The 21,252-nt window shown below is 29.1% G+C and carries 26 protein-coding genes; 21 read left to right on the top strand and 5 right to left on the bottom strand.

Annotated features, from left to right (window positions below):
- Positions 1-16 precede the first annotated feature (16 nt).
- The 3 genes from ABWP20_RS15235 to ABWP20_RS15225 are packed head-to-tail and all read right to left on the bottom strand — an operon-like array spanning position 17 to position 2,663.
- Positions 17-772: an iron ABC transporter ATP-binding protein gene (locus ABWP20_RS15235; RefSeq protein WP_353096938.1), complete on the bottom strand. Its 756-nt coding sequence runs from the start codon at positions 770-772 to the stop codon at positions 17-19.
- Complete coding sequence (locus ABWP20_RS15230) at positions 769-1,719, bottom strand: iron chelate uptake ABC transporter family permease subunit (protein ID WP_353096936.1); 951 nt, start codon at positions 1,717-1,719, stop codon at positions 769-771. The genes ABWP20_RS15235 and ABWP20_RS15230 overlap by 4 nt, the downstream gene beginning before the upstream one ends.
- A complete protein-coding gene (locus ABWP20_RS15225; protein WP_353096934.1) occupies positions 1,719-2,663 on the bottom strand; it encodes an ABC transporter permease in 945 nt (314 codons plus the stop codon). Before ABWP20_RS15225 ends, ABWP20_RS15230 begins: the two co-directional genes overlap by 1 nt.
- 186 nt (positions 2,664-2,849) lie before the next feature.
- Between ABWP20_RS15225 and ABWP20_RS15220 the strand changes: the two genes are divergently transcribed.
- The 7 genes from ABWP20_RS15220 (at position 2,850) to ABWP20_RS15190 (ending at position 9,834) form a co-directional block, all read left to right on the top strand.
- Positions 2,850-3,212: a helix-turn-helix domain-containing protein gene (locus ABWP20_RS15220; protein WP_353096932.1), complete on the top strand. Its 363-nt coding sequence runs from the start codon at positions 2,850-2,852 to the stop codon at positions 3,210-3,212.
- Between the two features lie 304 nt (positions 3,213-3,516).
- Complete coding sequence (locus tag ABWP20_RS15215) at positions 3,517-4,083, top strand: glycerol-3-phosphate responsive antiterminator (protein WP_353096930.1); 567 nt, start codon at positions 3,517-3,519, stop codon at positions 4,081-4,083.
- Positions 4,084-4,352: 269 nt separating this feature from the next.
- Positions 4,353-5,081 (top strand): MIP/aquaporin family protein, encoded by a 729-nt coding sequence (locus ABWP20_RS15210; RefSeq protein WP_503012547.1) that lies wholly within the window; start codon positions 4,353-4,355, stop codon positions 5,079-5,081.
- Between the two features lie 45 nt (positions 5,082-5,126).
- Positions 5,127-6,626, top strand: coding sequence for a glycerol kinase GlpK (glpK, locus tag ABWP20_RS15205; RefSeq protein ID WP_353096928.1), 1,500 nt, complete (start codon positions 5,127-5,129; stop codon positions 6,624-6,626).
- A gap of 135 nt (positions 6,627-6,761) precedes the next feature.
- The gene (locus tag ABWP20_RS15200) at positions 6,762-8,195 is read left to right on the top strand and encodes an NAD(P)/FAD-dependent oxidoreductase (protein ID WP_353096926.1); all 1,434 of its coding nucleotides are present in this window, start codon (positions 6,762-6,764) and stop codon (positions 8,193-8,195) included.
- 13 nt (positions 8,196-8,208) lie between these two features.
- Positions 8,209-9,468 carry an NAD(P)/FAD-dependent oxidoreductase gene (locus tag ABWP20_RS15195; protein ID WP_353096924.1) on the top strand — a complete coding sequence of 420 codons (1,260 nt, stop codon included), beginning with the start codon at positions 8,209-8,211 and terminating at the stop codon, positions 9,466-9,468.
- Positions 9,469-9,471: 3 nt separating this feature from the next.
- Entirely contained in the window at positions 9,472-9,834 is a 363-nt protein-coding gene (locus tag ABWP20_RS15190; protein ID WP_353096922.1) for a DUF1667 domain-containing protein, read from the top strand.
- 64 nt (positions 9,835-9,898) lie between these two features.
- Here the strand turns inward: ABWP20_RS15190 and feoB are convergent, their stop codons facing one another.
- Positions 9,899-12,049, bottom strand: a complete 2,151-nt coding sequence (gene feoB, locus ABWP20_RS15185; RefSeq protein ID WP_353096920.1) for a ferrous iron transport protein B — start codon at positions 12,047-12,049, stop codon at positions 9,899-9,901.
- 17 nt (positions 12,050-12,066) lie between these two features.
- Complete coding sequence (locus ABWP20_RS15180; RefSeq protein WP_353096918.1) at positions 12,067-12,306, bottom strand: FeoA family protein; 240 nt, start codon at positions 12,304-12,306, stop codon at positions 12,067-12,069.
- 143 nt (positions 12,307-12,449) lie between these two features.
- Here ABWP20_RS15180 and ABWP20_RS15175 point away from each other — a divergent pair, with 143 nt between their 5' ends.
- The 14 genes from ABWP20_RS15175 (at position 12,450) to ABWP20_RS15110 (ending at position 21,217) form a co-directional block, all read left to right on the top strand.
- Positions 12,450-12,929, top strand: a complete 480-nt coding sequence (locus tag ABWP20_RS15175) for a metal-dependent transcriptional regulator (RefSeq protein WP_353096916.1) — start codon at positions 12,450-12,452, stop codon at positions 12,927-12,929.
- A gap of 307 nt (positions 12,930-13,236) precedes the next feature.
- Complete coding sequence (locus tag ABWP20_RS15170) at positions 13,237-13,410, top strand: hypothetical protein (protein WP_353096914.1); 174 nt, start codon at positions 13,237-13,239, stop codon at positions 13,408-13,410.
- Between the two features lie 5 nt (positions 13,411-13,415).
- Positions 13,416-13,592 carry a hypothetical protein gene (locus tag ABWP20_RS15165; RefSeq protein WP_353096913.1) on the top strand — a complete coding sequence of 59 codons (177 nt, stop codon included), beginning with the start codon at positions 13,416-13,418 and terminating at the stop codon, positions 13,590-13,592.
- A 10-nt stretch (positions 13,593-13,602) separates the two neighbouring features.
- Positions 13,603-13,743 (top strand): hypothetical protein, encoded by a 141-nt coding sequence (locus ABWP20_RS15160; RefSeq protein ID WP_353096911.1) that lies wholly within the window; start codon positions 13,603-13,605, stop codon positions 13,741-13,743.
- A gap of 39 nt (positions 13,744-13,782) precedes the next feature.
- Complete coding sequence (locus ABWP20_RS15155) at positions 13,783-14,292, top strand: GNAT family N-acetyltransferase (protein WP_353096909.1); 510 nt, start codon at positions 13,783-13,785, stop codon at positions 14,290-14,292.
- Between the two features lie 168 nt (positions 14,293-14,460).
- The gene (locus ABWP20_RS15150; protein WP_353096907.1) at positions 14,461-14,628 is read left to right on the top strand and encodes a hypothetical protein; all 168 of its coding nucleotides are present in this window, start codon (positions 14,461-14,463) and stop codon (positions 14,626-14,628) included.
- Between the two features lie 281 nt (positions 14,629-14,909).
- Positions 14,910-15,233 carry a GNAT family N-acetyltransferase gene (locus ABWP20_RS15145; RefSeq protein WP_353096906.1) on the top strand — a complete coding sequence of 108 codons (324 nt, stop codon included), beginning with the start codon at positions 14,910-14,912 and terminating at the stop codon, positions 15,231-15,233.
- Positions 15,234-15,481: 248 nt separating this feature from the next.
- Positions 15,482-15,649 carry a hypothetical protein gene (locus ABWP20_RS15140; protein WP_353096904.1) on the top strand — a complete coding sequence of 56 codons (168 nt, stop codon included), beginning with the start codon at positions 15,482-15,484 and terminating at the stop codon, positions 15,647-15,649.
- 16 nt (positions 15,650-15,665) lie between these two features.
- Entirely contained in the window at positions 15,666-16,358 is a 693-nt protein-coding gene (locus ABWP20_RS15135; protein WP_353096902.1) for a Fic/DOC family protein, read from the top strand.
- Between the two features lie 643 nt (positions 16,359-17,001).
- Complete coding sequence (locus ABWP20_RS15130) at positions 17,002-17,514, top strand: hypothetical protein (RefSeq protein WP_353096900.1); 513 nt, start codon at positions 17,002-17,004, stop codon at positions 17,512-17,514.
- A 96-nt stretch (positions 17,515-17,610) separates the two neighbouring features.
- The gene (locus ABWP20_RS15125) at positions 17,611-18,369 is read left to right on the top strand and encodes an alpha/beta hydrolase (RefSeq protein ID WP_353096898.1); all 759 of its coding nucleotides are present in this window, start codon (positions 17,611-17,613) and stop codon (positions 18,367-18,369) included.
- Positions 18,370-18,669: 300 nt separating this feature from the next.
- Entirely contained in the window at positions 18,670-18,882 is a 213-nt protein-coding gene (locus ABWP20_RS15120) for a hypothetical protein (RefSeq protein WP_353096896.1), read from the top strand.
- A 40-nt stretch (positions 18,883-18,922) separates the two neighbouring features.
- Positions 18,923-19,699 (top strand): hypothetical protein, encoded by a 777-nt coding sequence (locus ABWP20_RS15115; RefSeq protein ID WP_353096894.1) that lies wholly within the window; start codon positions 18,923-18,925, stop codon positions 19,697-19,699.
- 336 nt (positions 19,700-20,035) lie between these two features.
- Positions 20,036-21,217: an MATE family efflux transporter gene (locus ABWP20_RS15110; RefSeq protein ID WP_353096892.1), complete on the top strand. Its 1,182-nt coding sequence runs from the start codon at positions 20,036-20,038 to the stop codon at positions 21,215-21,217.
- Positions 21,218-21,252 lie beyond the last annotated feature (35 nt).

Genomic DNA, 21,252 nt, shown 5'->3' with positions numbered 1-21,252 from the left:
CACCTCATAATATTTTTTAATAATAAACACATATTCTAGAGTCCTCTATATTCTGAATATTAAATTTCATGTCATAGATTTCTTCTAATACATTTTTAGTTATAATCTCGTTAACCACCCCCTCTTTAGCTACTCTGCCATCATTTAAAGCTATAATATAATCAGAATAGCATGATGCAAAATTAATATCATGTATAACTATAACAACTGTTTTGCCTAGGTCATCTACCAGTTGCCTTAGTATTTTCATAATATCTACAGAATGCTTCATATCTAGATTGTTAAGAGGTTCATCTAGGAGAATGTATTCTGTATTTTGAGCTATTACCATGGCAATATAAGCTCTTTGTCTTTGACCTCCACTAAGCTCATCTAGATACTTATTCTGAATATCGTTAAGAGCCATATAATTTAGAGCATCATCAACATATTTCCAATCTTCAGCAGTCAATTTTCCTTTAGAATAAGGAAAACGACCAAAACTAACTAATTCTCTAATGGTAAGTCTTATATTAATATGATTAGTTTGTTTTAATATGGATATTTTTTTTGAAAGTTCATCGTTACTCCATTGATTAATTTCTTTACCATCAATAAATACTTCACCTTCATTTTTGCTTATAATTCTACTAGCTATGGATAATAAAGTACTTTTTCCTGCTCCATTTGGTCCAATAAATGAAGTAATCTTACCTTTTTCTATTTTAACACTTACATTATCCACAACATTTTTGCTGCCATATTGTTTAACTACATTTTTTATTTCTATCATATTTTACTCTCCTTTAACAACAAAAATATAAAGTAAGTACCACCAATGAAATTAATGATTACTGATATAGGAATGCTGAAATTTGCCACTCTTTCGGCAAAAAATTGTCCTCCTACAAGGGCAATGGAACTAATTAGCATAGAACCTATAACTAAATATTTGTGCTTATAAGTCTTAAAAAATTCCCTCGTAATATTTACAACTAACAATCCTAGAAAAGTTATAGGGCCAACTAAAGCCGTAGATATAGATACTAATATAGAAATAATTATGAGCATTTTTTTTACAGTTTTATCATAATTTACTCCAAGATTAATAGCATTATCTCTACCTAAAGACAAAACATCTAAATCATTTAGGTTTTTATATGTGCAGACTATTGCTAAAAAGATTCCTACTAGTGATAGCCATAAAATATTTGTATTTATATTATTAAAGCTAGCAAACATTTTATCTTGAATGATCATAAACTCACTTGGGTCAATCAACGTCTGCATAAATGAAGACAGACTTTGAAAGAAAGTTCCGCATACTAGTCCAAGAAGTAGGAGAAAGAATATATCAGTACCTTCTCTTTTAAAGAGGATTTTAAATAATACAATAGAAAAAATAACCATAAACCCAACAGATAATATAAAGTTAAAATGATTTCCTATTTTCGCAAGATTATTTGATCCAAAGATAAACACGATAAATGTTTGAAAAAACATATATAGAGAATCTAACCCTAATACACTAGGAGTCAATATATTGTTGTTTGTTATAGTTTGAAATATCATAGAGGAAAATGCTATAGAGCTTCCAGTTAATATAATGGCAATTATCTTTGGTATACGGCGTGAAAGGGCATATTGCCAGTTTTTACTATTTAATCCTGTAACAAGAAATAATGTAATTAGAACTAAAAGTAATATAGAAAGAAAGTATATTTTCTTTTTAAAGTTCATTATGTATTCCTCCTAATAAGCAAATAAATAAAAATTAAACTACCTAAAACTCCAGCAGTAAGGCCTATGGAAATTTCATAGGGATAGATTATTATTCTACCTAATATATCACAGACAAGGAGGAATACAGCTCCAAATAAAGCTGTTGGAATAAGGTTTTTCTTCAAATTATCTCCTTGATACATAGTGACCATATTAGGTATTATAAGACCTAAAAATGGGATTTTTCCTACAGTGATTACTACTACAGAAGTTATTAAGGCTACAATACTAATACCTATACCTACAACCTTATTATAATTTAAGCCTAGATTGATTGAAAAGTCTTCACCCATTCCTGCTAAAGTAAATTTATTTGCATATAGAAAAGCAATAAAAACGAGAGGAATGCTTATATATAAAAGTTCATACCTACCTTTAATAGTCATGGAAAAATCTCCCTGTAGCCAAGAAGAAACATTTTGTACAAGATTATATTTATATGCTAAAAAGGTTGCTATGGAGTCAATTATACTTCCTAGCATAATACCTAATAAAGGTACAATAACAGCATTTTTATATTTTATTCTTTTTAAAATGATCATAAATAAAAAGCTTCCGCATAGAGCAAAGATGAATGAAATTATCATCTTTGTAAATACACTTACAGCAGAAAATAATATAAGAGAAACTAAGATACCAAGTTTAGCAGAATCTATAGTAGCAGCAGTAGTTGGAGACACAAATTTATTTTGAGTTATTTGCTGCATTATAAGACCGCTTATACTCATTCCCATTCCCGCAACAATAATACTAATAAGTCGGGGAAACCTACTTAAAAATAATATTTGAATTTTATCATGGTTCAGATAAAGGATATCAGAAAGAGATATTTCTTTAACTCCAATAAATATAGAAACTATAGATAAAATTATTAGTACGAATAATAAATATCTTTTTTTCATAATTCCTCCTTAGGTAATTTTATCAATTGACATATATTGATAAATCTTGATATAATAATCAGCACAATTAAGAATGATAATCATTATCAATTAGAGACATTCTAGCAGTTATTGAACTGCAAATCTTAACTATATTTACTTTTTTATAACTATATTTAGATAATTTAAATGAGAGGGTGGTATTTTATGAGTAAAAATAATATTGACAATAATAAAATCTATAGTTTTCATGTGCAGAGGGCTATGGAGTTTACTAAAAAGAATTATAGAGATTCTTTAGGTTTAGATATAATATCAGAGTTTTTAGGTCTAAATAAATGCTATTTTTGCAATTTATTTAAAAAAGAAACTGGTATAACATATTCACATTATGTTAATGAAATTAGAATAGAAAAGAGCAAGAAACTATTACAGCATACAAATCTATCTATATTAGAAATTGCCTTATCTGTAGGATATAATAATCAAAATTATTATACGATGGCTTTTAAACGGTTTGTTGGAACTACACCCTTTAAGTATAGAAATAAATTGCAATACGCATTATAAAATTAAATAATTCAAATCCAATACAATAAAAGATATATCTTAAAATAAATATAAAAAATTACTTCAATAAAAAACCAGTAAATTCCTTATATATTTAATTTCAAAATAGATAATGTAGTAAGACTTTGAAAAGATATAATGACAGGTAAATTTATAAAATATTAAATTTAGAGCCAGAAACAGTAGATATTGAAGTTATAAGAAGGTATAATAAATATATATATGAATAAATATTAAATATATATATCTTATATATAAGTAGACAAGGTTAAACTACGGGATATATATTGAAGGGGTGAAAGCATTGAGAAGTGGATTTTTTGATAAAATACAATTAAATCCCGTTATAGCAGCAGTGAATGATGTTACGAGACTTGATGAGGCGATAGCTTCTCCCTGTGAAATAATTTTTCTTTTGACGGGAGATATTTTTAATCTCGAAAGTATAATAAAAAAAGTTAAAGAAAATAAAAAAAGCATATATGTTCATATAGATTTAATAGATGGATTTTCTAAGAACTTAACTACTTTAAAATATATTAATCAAAAAACTGATGCAGACGGAATAATTACAACGAAAAATAGCTTTATAAGACCAGCTAAAAGCATGGGATTATTTACCATACAAAGGCTATTTATGCTGGATTCCTTATCTTTAGATTCAGGTATTGAGTCCATAAAAACTATTAAGCCAAATGCTGTGGAAATTATGCCAGGGATTATGCCTGAAATTGTGGAGAAAATACACCATGAAACTAGTATTCCTATTATAACTGGCGGATTAATAATGAACAAAGATGATGTGATACAAAGTCTTAAATCAGGGGCAGTTGGAATTTCAACAACTAAAAAGGAAATATGGTATTTATAAATATTTTAAATATAAGTTGACAAAGAGTTAAATTAATGATAAACTTAATGTATAGAAAATTTAGAAAATTACATATTATAAAAGGCGAGAGAAAAGAGAGCCACACTATAAGACCTATATAAAAATAGGTTTTAAATAGTGTGTTTTTTTGTTTGGCTTTTAAATCATTCAAAGTAAAATTGCGGTACAAAATGGCACAAAGAAATAATTGTATATTTTTCTGGAAGTAGTTTCCGGAATTTTATAAAATTAAATTAGGGGGAATTAAAATGCCAAGAATTGCATTGTATTCAGCAGAATTTCTAGGCACAGCAATTTTAATATTGCTAGGTAGTGGAGTTGTTGCCAATGTATCCTTGAAAAAGTCGAAAGCGGAAGGAGGCGGATGGATAGTTGTTACAGCTGCATGGGGTTTCGCTGTTGCCATAGCTGCATATACTACAGGATGGGTAAGCGGAGCTCATTTAAATCCTGCATTAACTATAGCTTTTGCTGTAATCGGGAATCTTGAATGGAGATTAGTACCAGGGTATATAATAGCACAACTTTTAGGTGCTATTGTAGGAGCAAGTATTACTTATTTTGCTTTCAAAGATCATTTTAAAGCTACAGATGATGCTGATACAAAATTAGGAGTATTTTGTACAGCGCCTGCCATTAGAAATAATTTATCTAATTTTATTACGGAAGTTGTAGGGACTGCTATGTTAGTTGCAGGTATATTAGGAATTAATAATGCCAATAACAATGTAGGGGCTTTAAGTCCATTATTAGCAGGGATTTTAGTTTGGGTAATAGGACTAAGTTTAGGAGGACCTACTGGATATGCTATAAATCCCGCTAGGGATTTAGGACCAAGAATAGCACATGCGATTTTACCAATACCAGAAAAAAGAGATTCAGACTGGGGATATGCCCTTATTCCCGTAATTGGACCAATTGTAGGAGGTTCAATAGGAGCATTGATATATCAACTTTTTTCAAGTTTATGGATATAAAAATTATGAATAAAAGACTGGGATAAAAAAATAAGGGGGATGTATATGGAAAAGAAATATATAATGTCCTTAGATCAAGGGACTACTAGCTCAAGAGCTATTCTCTTTAATCATAATGCTGAAATAGTTAAAGTATCACAAAAAGAATTTAAACAAATATATCCTAAAGCAGGTTGGGTAGAACATGACCCTATGGAAATATGGGGAACTCAAATGGGAGTTGCAAGGGAAGTATTAGAGTCAATGGGAATTAGTCCTCAAGAAGTTGCAGCCATAGGTATTACAAATCAAAGGGAAACTACTGTAATTTGGGAAAAAAGTACAGGTAAGCCTATATATAACGCCATAGTATGGCAATGTAGGAGGACTGCCCAGATATGTGATGATTTAAAAGAAAGAGGATTAGAAGAATATATAAAACAAAATACTGGACTTGTTGTAGATGCATATTTCTCAGGAACTAAGATTAAATGGATTTTAGATAATATAGAAGGTGCCAGAGAGAAAGCAGAAAAGGGAGAACTTTTATTTGGTAATATTGATACGTGGTTATTATGGAATTTAACAAGAGGAAAAGTTCATGTAACGGACTACAGTAATGCATCGAGGACTATGTTGTTCAATATAAAGGATTTATGTTGGGATGAAAAAATATTAAAAGAGCTAGATATTCCAAAATCCATGCTTCCAGAAGTAAGACCTTCCAGTGAAGTCTATGGGGTAACCGATGAACATACCTTTGGAGGGGCAAAAATACCTATAGCTGGAATTGCAGGTGATCAGCAGGCAGCCTTATTTGGGCAAGCTTGTTATGAAGAAGGAATGGCTAAAAATACTTATGGAACAGGTTGTTTTATGCTTATGAATACTGGAGAAAAGATGGTTCCTTCCAAGAATGGATTACTTACAACTATAGCCTGGGGTATTGATGGAAAAGTTAATTATGCTTTAGAGGGCAGTATATTTATAGCAGGAGCAATAATTCAATGGTTAAGAGATGAATTAAGATTTATCTTTGAAGCTTCGGATAGCGAATATTTTGCAACAAAGGTTGATGATACAAACGGTGTTTACATAGTACCAGCTTTTGTAGGGCTTGGAGCACCTTACTGGGATATGTATGCTAGAGGAACTATAGTAGGACTTACAAGAGGTTCAAGCAGAACTCATATTATTAGAGCAGCCCTTGAGTCTATTGCATATCAGACTAGAGATGTATTGGAAGCAATGCAAGAAGATTCGGGAATTGACCTTAAGGAATTAAAAGTAGACGGTGGAGCAGTAGCTAATAACTTTTTAATGCAGTTTCAGTCTGATATTTTAGGTGTACCAGTTAATAGACCTAAGGTAATAGAAACTACAGCATTAGGAGCAGCTTATTTGGCAGGGTTGGCAGTAGGATTTTGGAAAGATGCAAATGAAATATCAAATAAATGGAATGTAGATAGAATATTTAATGCTGAAATGGATGAAGCTCACAAGGAGAAAATATATAAGGGATGGAAAAAAGCAGTGGACAGATCCCGTGATTGGGCAGACGAATAATATACTATCAGAAAAATAGACAATAATATACTTTATGCTTGAGTCAAAGAGAGGCATGCTAAAAATCTATGAAAAATAGGGTTATTTAGCATGCCTTTTTATTTACAAAATTATAAGACTTTAGGAGGGATGGATATGTATGATATAGGAATTATAGGTACGGGTATTATTGGTTCATTTATAGCAAGAGAGTTGTCAAGGTATAATTTAAATATTGTGATGTTGGAAAAAGATAATGATGTATCAAATGGGACAACAAAAGCCAATAGTGCAATTATACATGCGGGATATGATGCAAAGGAGAATAGTAATAAAGGTAAGTTTAATGCTTTAGGAAATCCTATGTTTGATAAGGTATGTGAAGAATTATATGTTCCATTTAAACGTATAGGTTCTTTAGTAGTAGCTTTTGACGAAGAGGATATGAAGACATTACAGAGGCTATATAATAATGGGACTAAACTAGGTATTCCAAATATGGAAATAATAGATGGAGATAATACAAGAAAATTAGAACCTAATTTAAGTGAGGAAGTAATTGGTGCACTATATGCTCCTACTGCTGGTATTGTTAGTCCCTATGAACTAGCCATAGCCTTAGTAGAAAATGCAGTAGAAAATGGGGTAGAACTAAGATTAAATAATGAGGTATTAGATATCAAAAAGAATAATGGTATGTACACAATAAATACTAATGAAGGAGAAGTAAGAGTAAAATATATTATTAACTGTGCTGGAGTATATGCAGATAAGATTAATAATATGGTAGCCTCTCCAAGTTTTAGTATAAAACCTAGAAGAGGACAGTATTATTTACTTGATAGAAGAGTAGGTAATATCGTTAACCGAGTTATTTTCCAATGTCCTACTCCAGTAAGTAAAGGTGTATTGATTACGCCTACAGTTCATGGGAATATTTTAGTTGGACCAGATTCAGAACTTGTGGAAGATAAAGAGCTTACAGAAACTACAGCAGATAGAATGGATTATGTAAGGGAATCTGCCAGTAGGGCATGTAAAAAAGTACCATTTAATAAAGTAATAACATCATTTGCAGGGTTAAGGGCTGAAGCAACAGGTGGAGATTTTATAGTTAAAGAATCAGAAGAAGCTAAAGGATTTATAAATGTAGCAGGAATTAAATCCCCTGGACTATCTGCAGCTCCTGCCATAGCCGAATATGTAATAGAATTAGTTAAAGGAATAATTGGTGAATTAGAAGAAAAGAAAGACTTTAATCCAAGAAGAAGGGAAGTAATAAGGTTTGCTGAATTAGATGATGAAGAAAAAGCAGAAGTAATAAAAAAGGATTCAAGATATGGAAGAGTAATATGTAGATGCGAAAATATTACAGAAGGTGAAATAGTAGATGCAATTAATAGAAAAGCTGGAGCCACTACAGTAGATGGTGTTAAAAGAAGGGTAAGGCCTGGAATGGGAAGATGCCAAGGTGGATTCTGTGGTCCAAGGGTCATGGAGATTTTAGCAAGAGAGCTAGGAAAAGATATATCGGAAATAGTTAAAAGCAACAAAGGTTCTTATATAATAACAGGTGAAACCAAGGAATAATAGGGGTGATTATATGATTAGTTACGACATAGTAGTTATAGGAGGAGGACCAGCTGGACTTGCTGCTGCCATAGAAGCAAAGAAAAATGGAGTAGATAATATTTTAGTTATTGAGAGAGATAGAGAATTAGGAGGTATATTACAACAATGTATTCACAATGGATTTGGTCTTCATGTATTTAAGGAAGAATTAACAGGTCCTGAATATGCAGGAAGATTTATAGAAGAGTTAAAGAAAGAAGGCATAGACTATAAACTAGATACCATGGTAATAAATATGACGGAAGATAGAGTAATAGATGCTGTAAATTCAACAGATGGTTTTATAAAGATACAAGGAAAAGCGATAATACTTGCCATGGGGTGTAGAGAGAGAACAAGAGGAGCTATTAATATATCAGGAACAAGACCAGCAGGAGTATATACAGCAGGTATGGCACAGAGATTTATAAATATGGAAGGCTATATGGTAGGAAAAAAGGTAGTTATGTTAGGGTCTGGAGATATAGGACTTATTATGGCAAGAAGACTTACTCTTGAAGGTGCTGAAGTACAGGCTGTGGCAGAATTGCTGCCTTTTTCAAGTGGGCTTACAAGAAATATAGTTCAATGCTTAAATGATTTTAATATACCGTTATTATTAAGTCATACTGTAGTTCGTATTGAAGGGAAAGATAGAGTTAAAGGAGTAGTTATTGCTGAAGTAGATGAATGTAAAAAACCTATTCTAGGAACAGAAAAATATTATGACTGTGATACATTATTATTATCTGTTGGATTAATTCCTGAAAATGAATTATCTGAAAAAGCAAATATAGAAATAGATAAAGTTACATTAGGACCAGTAGTTAATGAATCTATGGAAACCTCTAACAAAGGAATTTTTGCTTGTGGCAATGTATTGCATGTACATGATTTAGTTGATTTTGTTACAGAAGAAAGTAGAAGAGCAGGAAAAAGTGCAGCTAAATTTGTTAAAAGTCGGCTAAAAGATAATGGAGTTGAAATAACTACAAATCCAGGAAGTGGTATAAGTTATATAGTACCTCAAAGAATTAGAGTTGAAAACCTTGAAGATAATATCCAGTTATTTATGAGATCTAGAAATGTATATAAAAATATTAAGCTGGTAATTAAAGGAGATGGAGTAGTAATAAAAGAAATAAAGAAAACTCATTTAGCTCCAGGAGAAATGGAAAATATACAAATCCAATTGAATGTACTAGAAGAAAGAAAAATATCAGAAATATCCGTATCAGTGGAGGAGGTGTAAAAAATGAGTAAAAGAAATATGGTTTGTATAGTATGTCCTAGGGGTTGTCGATTAACAGTAACTGAAGATAAAAACGCTCCATTAAATTATATAGTTGAAGGTAATAGATGCAAGCGAGGAGAAGAGTATGGAATAAAAGAGATTACAAATCCAACTAGGGTTGTTACTTCCACCGTTAAAATAAAAAATGCTCATTTGAGAAGATTACCAGTGAGAACTAATGGTGCAATTCCTAAAAATAAAATTAATGAATGTATGAAAGTAATAAATTCCATTATTGTAGAATCACCAATAAAAAGCGGGGAGATTATTCTTTCTAATATATTAGATACAGGCATTGATTTAATAGCAACAAGGGATATGTAAATATATGATAAAGAAAAAGGTATTTGATAGTCTGTGACAAATACCTTTTTTATTGGGTTATTATTTATATTAGACCAACTAATCTTACTGTATTTGCAACTAGGAAGCAAATTATAATTCCAGCAATAGTTGGTACTAGAAAAGAAATAACAGTCCATTTAAAACTTTGGGTTTCTTTCTTTATAGTAAGACATGTAGTAGCACAAGGCCAATGCATTAATGAAAACAACATTACACATACAGCAGTTAACCAAGTCCAGCCATTAGAAACAAGAAGTTCTTTCAAATGTAATAGACTATCTAACTCAAGAAGAGAGCCTGTAGCCATATAGCTCATAATTATTATCGGGATAACTATTTCATTTGCAGGAAATCCTAAAATGAATGCCATTAATATATAGCCATCTAATCCAATTAGTTTTCCAAATGGATCAAGGAAATTTGCAGAATGAGTTAGGATACTTGAATTGCCAATATGAATATTTGCCATAATCCATATAACTAATCCAGCAGGTATAGCTACTACTATTGCTCGACCTAAGACAAATAGGGTTCTATCAAAAATTGAATGTATTATTATTCTGCCTACTTGTGGCTTTCTATAAGGTGGAAGTTCTAAGGTGAAGTTTGAGGGTATTCCTTTGAGTATTGTATTAGATAATATTCTAGATACTAATAATGTCATTATAATACCAAGGATTATGACACTAGTGAGAATTAAAGTTAATATTACAGATTCAAAGGGACCTCCTATGGCTCCAGCAAAAAACATTGAGATAATTGCTATTAGTATAGGAAATCTTCCGTTACAAGGTACAAAGTTATTAGTGATTATGGCTATTAGCCGTTCACGTGGAGAATCAATTATTCGGCATCCAATGATACCAGCAGCGTTGCATCCAAAGCCCATACACATAGTAAGAGCTTGCTTTCCACAGGCACAGGATTTTTTGAAAAAATTGTCCAGATTAAATGCAACTCTAGGAAGATAGCCTAAATCCTCAAGTAATGTAAATAGTGGGAAGAAAATAGCCATAGGTGGAAGCATAACAGATACTACCCAAGCAAGGGTTCGGTAAACTCCTAAGACCAACATTTCATGTAACCAAGTTGGAGCATTGCTCCATATGAAAAATTCTGTAAGTCTATCTTCAATCCAAAATAGTCCTTTAGCAAGCATCTCAGAAGGATAATTAGCACCAGTAATAGTGATCCAGAAAACTACAGCTAAGAGAAATACCATAATTGGAATTCCGATTTTCTTTGATGTAAGATATTTATCTATTTTTCTATCAAAATTATTATAGTTTTTATTCTCAAAAGCAACAACTTTATTACTTATATTTTCTGCTATATTTACTAGATGACTAACAATTTTATCACGGAGGATATCGTGATTAATTCCCTTTGTATTTAAAAAAATTCTTGAATTATGAACTTCATCTATTATCTCCTTTTGTTCATTTAAATCAAAACCAAGATATTTATTTATAGAGTTTAATAAGGTAATGTCTCCATCTATAAGTTTTAATGCAACCCATCTAGTATTTAATTTGTCTTGGACTATTGGATTAAGTACTAATTCAACTTGAGATATAGCTTTTTCTATTGATTCCTCATATTGAATATTTAAAGGGTTTAATGAAACTTCATTGAAGGAAACATCATAAACCGAGTCCATTAAATCTTGTAATCCCTTTCCCTTAAGAGCATTAGTTCCAATTACAGGAACACCTAGTTGATTTGATAATTCTTTCAAATCTATATTTATATTTTTTCTTTTTGCCTCATCCATAAGATTAACGCACACTACTACTTTAGAAGTAATCTCTAAAGTTTGTAGGACGAGATTTAGATTTCTTTCTAAGCATGTAGCATCTACTACAATTACTGATGCATCTGGATTTCCAAAACATATAAAATCTCTAGCAACTTCTTCCTCAATAGAATTTGCCATTAATGAATAAGTACCTGGAATATCTACTAAAATGAAATTGTTATCCCTATAATAATAATTTCCATGAGCATTAGTAACTGTTTTTCCTGGCCAGTTACCAGTATGTTGATTTAATCCTGTCAAATTATTGAAAACTGTGGATTTTCCTACATTAGGATTACCGCCTAAAGCTATAATTTTATCATTAAATGAAGCTTTTTCAATCTTAAGCTCCTGTTCGAGAATTCCTATTCCAGTAGATGTACTAGTTAAACCCATGAATTATCCCTCCTAAATTAAAGTTTTTCTACTAATATCATAGAAGCTACATCGGAACGAAGAGCTATTACTGCGCCTCTAATAAGATAAGCCATGGGGTCACCTGAAGGACTTTGATGCAAAGGTTCTACTACAGTGTCATCAATTAAACCTAAATCTAACATTCTCCTTCTTGTTAATCCATTAGATACTAATTGTTTAACTTTACATTTTTCACCAATAGATAATGAGTTAAGTGGAATATAAGTATTATTCATATAAAAGACCTCCTCTAAGAAATATATTTTAGCCTTGGGAAAAAAACTTTCCCTACACTAAAATATGTTAAATACTTTCAATCTGTTACTCGTATATATAATAATAGATATAATTTGTTAGATAAATTTTAGGAGTGATAATATTGGATAGTAAATTTCGTACAGTCCGAGGGTATGAGTTAAATGGATATAATAAAACCTTACTTACACCAGCACTGGAGGATTATCTTGAAATGATATATAGGAATAGTCTAGAAGAATCCTATATTCGCATAAATACATTGGCAAGTCTTTTAAATGTAAAGGATTCATCAGCTTCAAAAATGGTAAGAAAGCTTGGCGATTTAGGATTAGTTAATTATGAAAAATACAGGATTGTAACATTAACGGAATATGGTAAAAAGGTAGGGGAGTTTTTATTAGATAGACATAATACCATAGAAAGATTTTTGTATTTCATAGGATGTGAAAAAAATACTTTAATTCAAACAGAGTTAATAGAACATTATATTTCACATAGTACAGTTGAAAATATAGAAATTGTATATAATTTCTTTTATGATAATCAAGATATATTAGAGATGTATATTAACTATAGGGAGGTGTATAAGAAAGAAGAATGATAAGGTTTTAGGAACTTGTTAAAAGATAGGAAATTAAATTGCTTATTTTATGCTTTTGAAAACATTTAGCTTAAAAAGAAGGATTTTGAAAGAAAATATAGAATAATATTTTAATGAATAGATATTAAAGGTCCTTAATTTAGGTTAGTAAATTTAACGAAGAAATAATAAATAAGGAGAATAGAAAACTAAAGATATAATGTAATTTTATTTTTCATAATTAATAGCATCAGAAAGGCTAGAAATTAGTAAGACCTTATATTTACAGAATTAAATAAAGAAAAATTTTATTAGGAGGTAATCAAAAATGTTAGATAATAAAGGATTTGATCTATGGGCTAATGAATATGATAGGAGTGTAAACCTTAGTGAAGAAAATAATGAATATCCATTTGCAGGCTATAAAGATGTATTGAATCATATATATAATGAAGTTAGACAGAAAGATAATGCAAGTGTTCATAATATTTATGGAAGGTGATTATTTTGGATAACGTAAATAGTGATTGGAATGAATGTATACTTACTATTGAAAAAGTAGATGGAGAATATGAAATATCTTTGTCCGATATAATCAAGAATTCTATAAAATGGAGATTTTCTGTACGACATAGCAAGAACTGTATTCTTAGTCCAATATACATCTGCGCCAGTGGAAGCTAAAGATAAAGAGATGATTTTACAACTGAAGAAAAGACTGGCAGATTTATATCTTTTTCAAATGAATGTAACTAGAGATTATTTCTCAGTTATTATTATATTAAGAATAGGTGAATATCCAGAGGAACAACAAAATAGAATATATGATTTTTAGAAAGTACTAAATATAACAATTAATAATAGGAGAGTATGGATGATAGTAAAGACAAAAAATTTAATTATAAAAGATATGACAGAAGAAGATATTAAGGGACTACTAGAAGTATATAACTCAAATCAGGATTTTCTTATGTTTCATATTGGTAGGCAAGAGGTAAGTATGGACTGGCTAATTCAGGAACAGAAAGAAATGAAGAGTACAAATTTTAGAACTTTAATAGCAAAAGAAAATAAAGATAACACCATAATTGGATTTATAGATATTTTATTTGCAGAAGAATGTTACTTATCTTTACTTATGGTACACAATGAATTTAAATCTAGAGGATATGGAAAAGAAATATATGATGCATTAGAGGACTATTTAAGAGAGAGAAATTTAAAAAGTATAAGAATTGATGTTGCATATGATTATAATGAACTAGTATTACGATTTTGGAGAAATAGAGGATTTGTGGAAGTAGAAAAAATTAGATTACAATGGACAGATAATTTATTTGATGCAATAGTTATGAAAAAGAATTTAGGGGAGGAGAGAGTATAATTAATGATTGATAAATCTGTATTGAAAAAAAGTAGTTAATAATTTAAATGAAGACTATCCAAGTTTAAAATACAGAAATTAATATATAGAAAATGATTCCATTATGGTTATAGTACTTTATAAATTAAGGGTGGCTAGTTAATTGTTTGCTATGGAGGTGTAAAAAATATGGCTTTAATTTTACTATCAATAATAGGGGGATATATAGGTATTGCCATAGGAGAAATAATTGATAATGAACTTTATCAAAATCTGTTTTTAATTGTTGGAGCATTAAGTCCAGCTTTAGTTACTTTAGACCGAATTTATAATGAGATGATGAAAAAATCAAATTGATTCAAGGCTTAATAAAGATAAAACTATAACTAAGAATTACCTATGGGTTATAGCTTAGGATTTCTAAGTATATTAGATTGTTTTGTAAAATAGTTTATATTATAATAAAGACTATATTAGGTAAGAAAAAGCAAAGAGCATCATATACATAATAATTTAGCTAATATAAAAGGTGTCTTAGTTCGAAAGTAAAAGTTAAAGGTAAGATTATATTAAATAAGGGGGCTATTTATGATAGAATTACGAAAAGTTACATTTGATAATTTTGAGAATGCATTCCTATGCCTTATGCTATTTATGGCGATGATATCATGGTAGGCTTTATAATGTTATCATATACTGATGCAGATAAAAATGATGGTGAAAATGCTTATTGGGTTTGGAGATTAATGATTGACAAAGAATATCAAGGAAAAGGTTATGGTAAGGAAAGCATGATGAAGGCAATTGATTTAATTAGAACATTGCCACATGGAGAAGCTGATGCAGTTTATCTTTCTTATGAACCAGAAAATGTTGTAGCAAAATCACTTTATGCATCATTAGGTTTTGCAGAAACAGGTAGGATTGAAGAAGGTGAATTAGTAGCGAAGATGATTTTGTAGAAGTAATAGTTATTGGAACTTAAAATTTCATTGAAATATCGTATTATTTATAAAAGAATCTTATGGTATTTTTATATTGGGAAGAAATAAAAGTTAAAAGTATTTTTAGTAAAAAGTTACATAAATTTAAAAGTAAAAAGCTATAGAAATATAGCATTATAAATATCTCAAGAAGTTTTGAAATGGTGTAAAATAACCTTAATTGTGTTATAATATAATTAAGATGAAAAAAGAAAAAGGTGATATCTATGAGAGATATAGAGGAGATTATAAGAAGAGTTGATGGGAATATGTCTATAGAAGGCATGCCTTTAAATGAGGATGATAAAAGAAGAATTAGAGAATGTCTTACTGAAAAGATTAGTTTTGATGAGATGACTAGAAAATTAATAGATAAATATACAATAACTATATAGTAAAACATGTAAGATTATGAGAAAAAATTATGATTATATTTATGAATGGGACGGTAAATATTGTTATCCAACTTCCTTTGTATTAAGGAATAATCTTAATATCACCAATAGGGAAGAACTTGAAGTAATTGAAAGAAAAATTACATCTCTCCGTATGGCAGAAATTAGTAAGGATCCAGTTAAAGGAAACTTTGATTTAAAGCATTTGCAAGATATACATATACATATATTTAAAGATATTTATGATTGGGCTGGTGAACTAAGAACAGTTAATATATCAAAGGGAAATGAATTCTGCAAATATATGTATATAAATAATATTTCCAATGAAATATTTTTAAAACTTAGACAAGAAAACTTCTTAATAGGGATAGAACAAGAAAAGATATCAGAAAGACTTGCTTACTATTTAAGTGAAATTAATGTGATACATCCCTTTAGAGAAGGTAATGGAAGAACACAAAGAATGCTAATGGAATATTTAGTACAAGTAGCAGGATATGATATTAGTTTTTACAATGTTTCTCAAGAAGAAATGATAGATGCAAGTGTAGCTTCTTTTAATTGTGATTATACTAAAATGACAGAGATATTTATGAGAATCATAAATCCTATTACAAGAGAAGAACAAAAAAACTTTATAGACCAAATAGCAACTATAGACAGTCCAGTGTTGGAAGTATATGAAATGTTGAATGGAATGAGTTAAATATAGAAGTAGGAGTTAATCCTAACATATCCCTAATAGGTAGACAGTAGAAACAATTAAAGTAACTTTTTTAACACCAATTAATTGAAAGGTTGGTGTTATTTTATATAGATAAGATATTATATAATCAATATTCAGCCTGAATTTAGGCTGTTTTTTTATTTAGTAGAAAGTAGATTTGTAGAAATCACGGAATGTTAAACAGTTTATCTTATTCTAGCTTTTGAATAAGAAACTGAGTAGTTACAGTTAGTAAAAACAAATTTTACTGAAACATCCTTTCTAGAAGAACTTTCATGAACGCTCATATTAATTCTCATAGTTTTAAATTAGTTACTAAGCCCTATCTACTAATATTAAGTCAGCAGTTATTTCATTTACTCTGCTTCTTTAAGAAATATTAAAAAATTTATTAAATATTATAAACCATTTTCTCATTGTAATCATTATATGATAGTTAATTGGTTCATTCATTTTTTAGCTCTTAGAAATATCACTGAAAAAAAGAAGGAATTTAGTAAACTTTATAGAATAATATTTATGAAAGGAAACATTAAAGGGGAATGAAAGTTTGTATATAAAGATATATTTGCAGAATAGTTGATAATAGACTTTTAGCATGTTATAAAAAGGGGGGAGTAAATTGACTATAGTTACTAAGTTGAAGATATGGGTAGTGATATTAATATTTATTAGTATTGTATCGCTTTTATTTTCTATTAGTATTTATTCTAAGCAAAAAAGATATATAAATGAAGATAAGCAACAATTTATAGATGAGATAAATAATTCAATTAGAAAGAGTAAAGTAGAAATGGATAATATAATTTTAAATAGTGAGGAAAAACATATGGATTATAAAGATATAGAATTCTTTAAGATATATCATCGTAATTTAGAAAGAAGCATATTTGGATTCAAGAAAAAATCTCGTTTTATAAACTCTGAATTAGGTAACAGCTTTCAAAAACTATGGGATAATTATAATTCTATTGATCCAATAAACGGAGAGGATATAAAAGAATACTATGAACAGCTTTTTGAAAGAGCAGATGGAAAAGAATATATATTACTAAATGATGAAGATGTTTATATGTTCCAAGAGATATTGAAATTTTATAATACAATCCAAAAGGAGATTAATAAATTAATGTAAAAATGTCTTATAAATAAATCATCAAAATGAATGTATAGAAGAGATTGAGTCATTAGATAAATCCGTAAGCTTTAAATCCAATTGTTAGGAGGGATTATGATAGAAAAAGTTACATTTAAGAACTCAAGGGATTTAACTCTAGTTGGAAATCTATATTCAGTTGATTCTGAATCAATAATTGTAATGTGTCATGGCTTTATGTCGAGTAAGTATTCAAAAGGAAGATTTGAGAAACTTGCTACAGCATTTATTAAATCTGGTTATAATGCTTTACTTTTTGATTTTAGTGGTTGTGGAGAAAGTGACAATGATATTCTGACTGTTGAGAAAGAAGTAGATGATTTAAAGCATGCAATTGAATTTGTAAAGTCAAAGGGATATAAAAAAATTGGACTATATGGCCATAGCCTTGGAACTCTTATTTGTTTAAAAAGTTATACTCCTGAAATAATAATGATGGTTTTGTCAGGTGCCTTAACTGGTTCAATGAACTATAACTGGTCTGAAATTTTTACAAAAGAACAAATGAAAGAGCTGGAGGAAAAAGGATATTTAACAGAATATACACCACAAGAAATACGGAAAGAGATTGTAATTGATAAAAGGATTTTGAAAGATTTTGAGTTGATTGATCAGAATAAATTATTAGAAGATGTTAATTGCCCAGTTTTAATAATTCATGGTAATAATGACGAAGAAGAAAAGTTGCTATATGAAAGGTCCAAAGTAGCAATGACATTTCTTACAAGTGACTCGAAATTGGTAGTTATTGATGGAGCAAATCATAGTTTTCTTGAACACTTTAATATAGTAGTTAAATTAACTACAGAATGGTTTACAAAGTATCTTTGTTAATATTTAGGGACATAAGGTTTCGAGGATTAAAGAATCCTATAATAATAGATTTATTAAAGAGTATATTACACCACAATTTTAAGGCATTGTGTATTAGATTTCTTCACAAAAGAAGGCATGGTAGTGTAACCACGTTGTAGTAGCTAAGAGCAGCATTTGACATGACACTTGGTAATATTAGAGTGGTACTTTTGGGTTGATTTAATTCTTAATATAAAACTAAATATAATCATGGAGATACAAAGTAGCTTGGAAATTATTTTATGTTGTAGTAATAAGTTTATTAAAAGGAGATATAAAATGGATGTATTAATCGATGATAAATATAGTAAAGAACAAATACATATTAATGACTATAAGATATTTAGTAAGAGTTATATAAATGGTGATCCAACTGTTCTATTTGAAGCTGGGATGGGTGATAGCAGTGAAATATGGAATTATATTCAAAATGATGAACCAGAATTGATTGTTGAAGCAATTGTAGAAATAGTCAATAAATATAGGAGTTAGATATATAGAGTATATTTAAGGTATTTTGGAGTGTGAGATTATGAAAAATAGAAAAATGGCAGTATTTGTAATTATAATAATATTAGTAATCACATTAACAGCTTTTAAATATAATCAAGAGCAAAAAAAGTATAAAGAATATGCAAATGAAAAACTTAATAAGAATTTTTATGAAGTCTGTGATTATATGGTAGATGCAAATGCTACTATTGAAAATGCTATTGAAAAAGAATATATTTTTGAAAAGGATTTAGAATATCTAAAGAGTAGATTTTTTGCATATTTACGAAGTCTAGATGAAATTAATGATATATCAAGAAAGTTTAATGAATTTAATTTTTTTATTACTAATATTAGAGATGAATTTAACTGGGAGTATTCTAAATTTTATCATCGTATTGATGATTTATTTGGTGAGAGGGAATATGATGATAATTCTGATGGAAAACATCAATTAAGCCAAAGTGATTTAGATATTTTTAAACAATCTTATGATTATACTTCTAAGGTTATTGATATTATAAGGAAGCATATAGATTATTACAATATGTTTGATATAGTAATGATAGAAATTGAGGAAACAGGGAGAGTGCAGCAAATGAAGAGGTATAAAGAAGAGTATCTCGAGCCTTGGCCAGATAATAAATTTGGTACTGGAGTAATAGAATTAATTAATGAGGACGGAACTATAACTGAAATTCCAAGGGAGGAATTTAGATATGATTATCCAAAACAACCTTTTATAAAAGTAAATGATAGAGAATGGATAGATATTTATAAGGAGATTTATTTGCTTAATATTGATACAGATAAATAAAGGTGCAGTTGATAAAATAACTATTAATCTATTTTATGAATTATCAGAGGAATGAAAAATGCATTACTAATAGAATACTTTGAGTTTTGATAATCTAAAGAGAAAAAAGAACTAAATCTATATTAAAATTAACTAAAAGCATAGTGAGGAAGTATGTTATAGAAAAACATAACATAAATGAAGTTGAGAGAATTAAAGAAAAGCTTCTTGAATATTATTTTAGATAAGACCAAGAAATTTAGGATGAAGAAATAGAGAGGGAAAGAAACTAATGCTAATCAAATAATCAAAAGATACCCATACTTATTAGTAATTTAAGTGAAAGAGAGCTAAATAATGAATAATGAAAGAATAAAAAAATTAAATAGTTTTGCTTTTCCTTTACTTGCACAATCTATAATGAGCTATTTTATTGGACTTACAGATCAAGCAATAGTTGCAAGGATTTCTACCCCAGCCTTAGGTGCTGTTGGAGTAGTGTCTTCATTTCTTGGGATGATAGCTGGACTTATAGGTGCTATAACTATTATATTTAATATTCGTGGAGGTAAAAAATTTGGAGCGAAAGATGATGAGGGATTGAAAAATGAATTTTACTCTTCTTTATTACTTAGCTTTATATTAGGAGTAACATTTATGATCCTATTTATAATAGGTAGAACTTGGTTATTTCGTAGTGTATATGCTTTATCTGGTCAAATATATAACCAAGCAATTATATATTCAAATTCAATGAGTACATATGTGCTTATCCAATTGTTTCTATTTGCCTTTGGTACATATTTTAAAATACATAATAATACAAAATGGATTTTGTTCGGTTCTACTACTTCAGCAATAGTTAATTTATTTTTAGACTATATATTTGTCTTAGGAAAGTTTGGTATGCCAAAGTTAGGTGTAAATGCAGCAGGAATTTCTACTGTGGTATCTATGTTAATAAATTTAACGATTTATGCAATAGTATTGGGGGAACAATTATCAATAGAATTTTTAAATTTAAGAAAATATTTTAAAAATGCTGTAATACAGCTAAAAGAATCTCTACCGTTAATAGGTCAAGAAATTTTTGATGGATTTATTTTTGTCATTGCTGTTAATGCAATAATATTAAGAATTGGTACAGTTGAATATGCTGGATATATAATAATTAATATACTACTGGGATTTTTAAATATATCGAAGTATATGTATGGATCAGCTACATTAACTTTGGTTGGAATAAGTTATGGAGAAAAAAATAAAAAGGATCTGGAAGTATATCCTAAAATAAGCATTAAAATTATTACTTCAATCTATGTAGTATTAGGGATAGTATTTATTTTAGCTAAAAATTATCTTCCTGCTATTGTTACTGATGATATAAATACTCATCAAATAGTTTCTTTATTTTTGGCATATTTTATAATTGCTAACTCAGTAAGCCCATTTACAAACACCTATATGAATGCTCTTCAAGCATTAGGATTGAATATATTTGTTCTTTATAGTACAGCAATAATTAACCTGTTGTGCTAGTTAAAAATTACAAATATAAAAACTCCAGCAATTAT

Origin of the sequence: Tissierella praeacuta (assembly GCF_040396155.1) — a bacterium.
Lineage (GTDB): Bacteria > Bacillota > Clostridia > Tissierellales > Tissierellaceae > Tissierella > Tissierella praeacuta_A.
The sequence above is the reverse complement of the archived record's forward strand: the minus strand, read 5'-3'. Positions and strand labels throughout refer to the sequence as shown.

Bases quoted from the DNA above. Each gene is read 5' to 3' on its own strand.
- ABWP20_RS15190 (WP_353096922.1), top strand. From the start codon at position 9,472: ATGAGTAAAAGAAATATGGTTTGTATAGTATGTCCTAGGGGTTGTCGA.
- ABWP20_RS15155 (WP_353096909.1), top strand. From the start codon at position 13,783: ATGATAGTAAAGACAAAAAATTTAATTATAAAAGATATGACAGAAGAA.
- ABWP20_RS15135 (WP_353096902.1), top strand. From the start codon at position 15,666: ATGAGAAAAAATTATGATTATATTTATGAATGGGACGGTAAATATTGT.
- ABWP20_RS15115 (WP_353096894.1), top strand. From the start codon at position 18,923: ATGAAAAATAGAAAAATGGCAGTATTTGTAATTATAATAATATTAGTA.
- ABWP20_RS15210 (WP_503012547.1), top strand. From the start codon at position 4,353: ATGCCAAGAATTGCATTGTATTCAGCAGAATTTCTAGGCACAGCAATT.
- feoB (WP_353096920.1), bottom strand. From the start codon at position 12,049: ATGGGTTTAACTAGTACATCTACTGGAATAGGAATTCTCGAACAGGAG.
- ABWP20_RS15170 (WP_353096914.1), top strand. From the start codon at position 13,237: ATGTTAGATAATAAAGGATTTGATCTATGGGCTAATGAATATGATAGG.
- ABWP20_RS15145 (WP_353096906.1), top strand. From the start codon at position 14,910: ATGCCTTATGCTATTTATGGCGATGATATCATGGTAGGCTTTATAATG.
- ABWP20_RS15110 (WP_353096892.1), top strand. From the start codon at position 20,036: ATGAATAATGAAAGAATAAAAAAATTAAATAGTTTTGCTTTTCCTTTA.
- ABWP20_RS15140 (WP_353096904.1), top strand. From the start codon at position 15,482: ATGAGAGATATAGAGGAGATTATAAGAAGAGTTGATGGGAATATGTCT.
- ABWP20_RS15220 (WP_353096932.1), top strand. From the start codon at position 2,850: ATGAGTAAAAATAATATTGACAATAATAAAATCTATAGTTTTCATGTG.
- ABWP20_RS15160 (WP_353096911.1), top strand. From the start codon at position 13,603: ATGATTTTACAACTGAAGAAAAGACTGGCAGATTTATATCTTTTTCAA.
- glpK (WP_353096928.1), top strand. From the start codon at position 5,127: ATGGAAAAGAAATATATAATGTCCTTAGATCAAGGGACTACTAGCTCA.
- ABWP20_RS15235 (WP_353096938.1), bottom strand. From the start codon at position 772: ATGATAGAAATAAAAAATGTAGTTAAACAATATGGCAGCAAAAATGTT.
- ABWP20_RS15150 (WP_353096907.1), top strand. From the start codon at position 14,461: ATGGCTTTAATTTTACTATCAATAATAGGGGGATATATAGGTATTGCC.
- ABWP20_RS15230 (WP_353096936.1), bottom strand. From the start codon at position 1,719: ATGAACTTTAAAAAGAAAATATACTTTCTTTCTATATTACTTTTAGTT.
- ABWP20_RS15180 (WP_353096918.1), bottom strand. From the start codon at position 12,306: ATGAATAATACTTATATTCCACTTAACTCATTATCTATTGGTGAAAAA.
- ABWP20_RS15125 (WP_353096898.1), top strand. From the start codon at position 17,611: ATGATAGAAAAAGTTACATTTAAGAACTCAAGGGATTTAACTCTAGTT.
- ABWP20_RS15195 (WP_353096924.1), top strand. From the start codon at position 8,209: ATGATTAGTTACGACATAGTAGTTATAGGAGGAGGACCAGCTGGACTT.
- ABWP20_RS15225 (WP_353096934.1), bottom strand. From the start codon at position 2,663: ATGAAAAAAAGATATTTATTATTCGTACTAATAATTTTATCTATAGTT.
- ABWP20_RS15200 (WP_353096926.1), top strand. From the start codon at position 6,762: ATGTATGATATAGGAATTATAGGTACGGGTATTATTGGTTCATTTATA.
- ABWP20_RS15120 (WP_353096896.1), top strand. From the start codon at position 18,670: ATGGATGTATTAATCGATGATAAATATAGTAAAGAACAAATACATATT.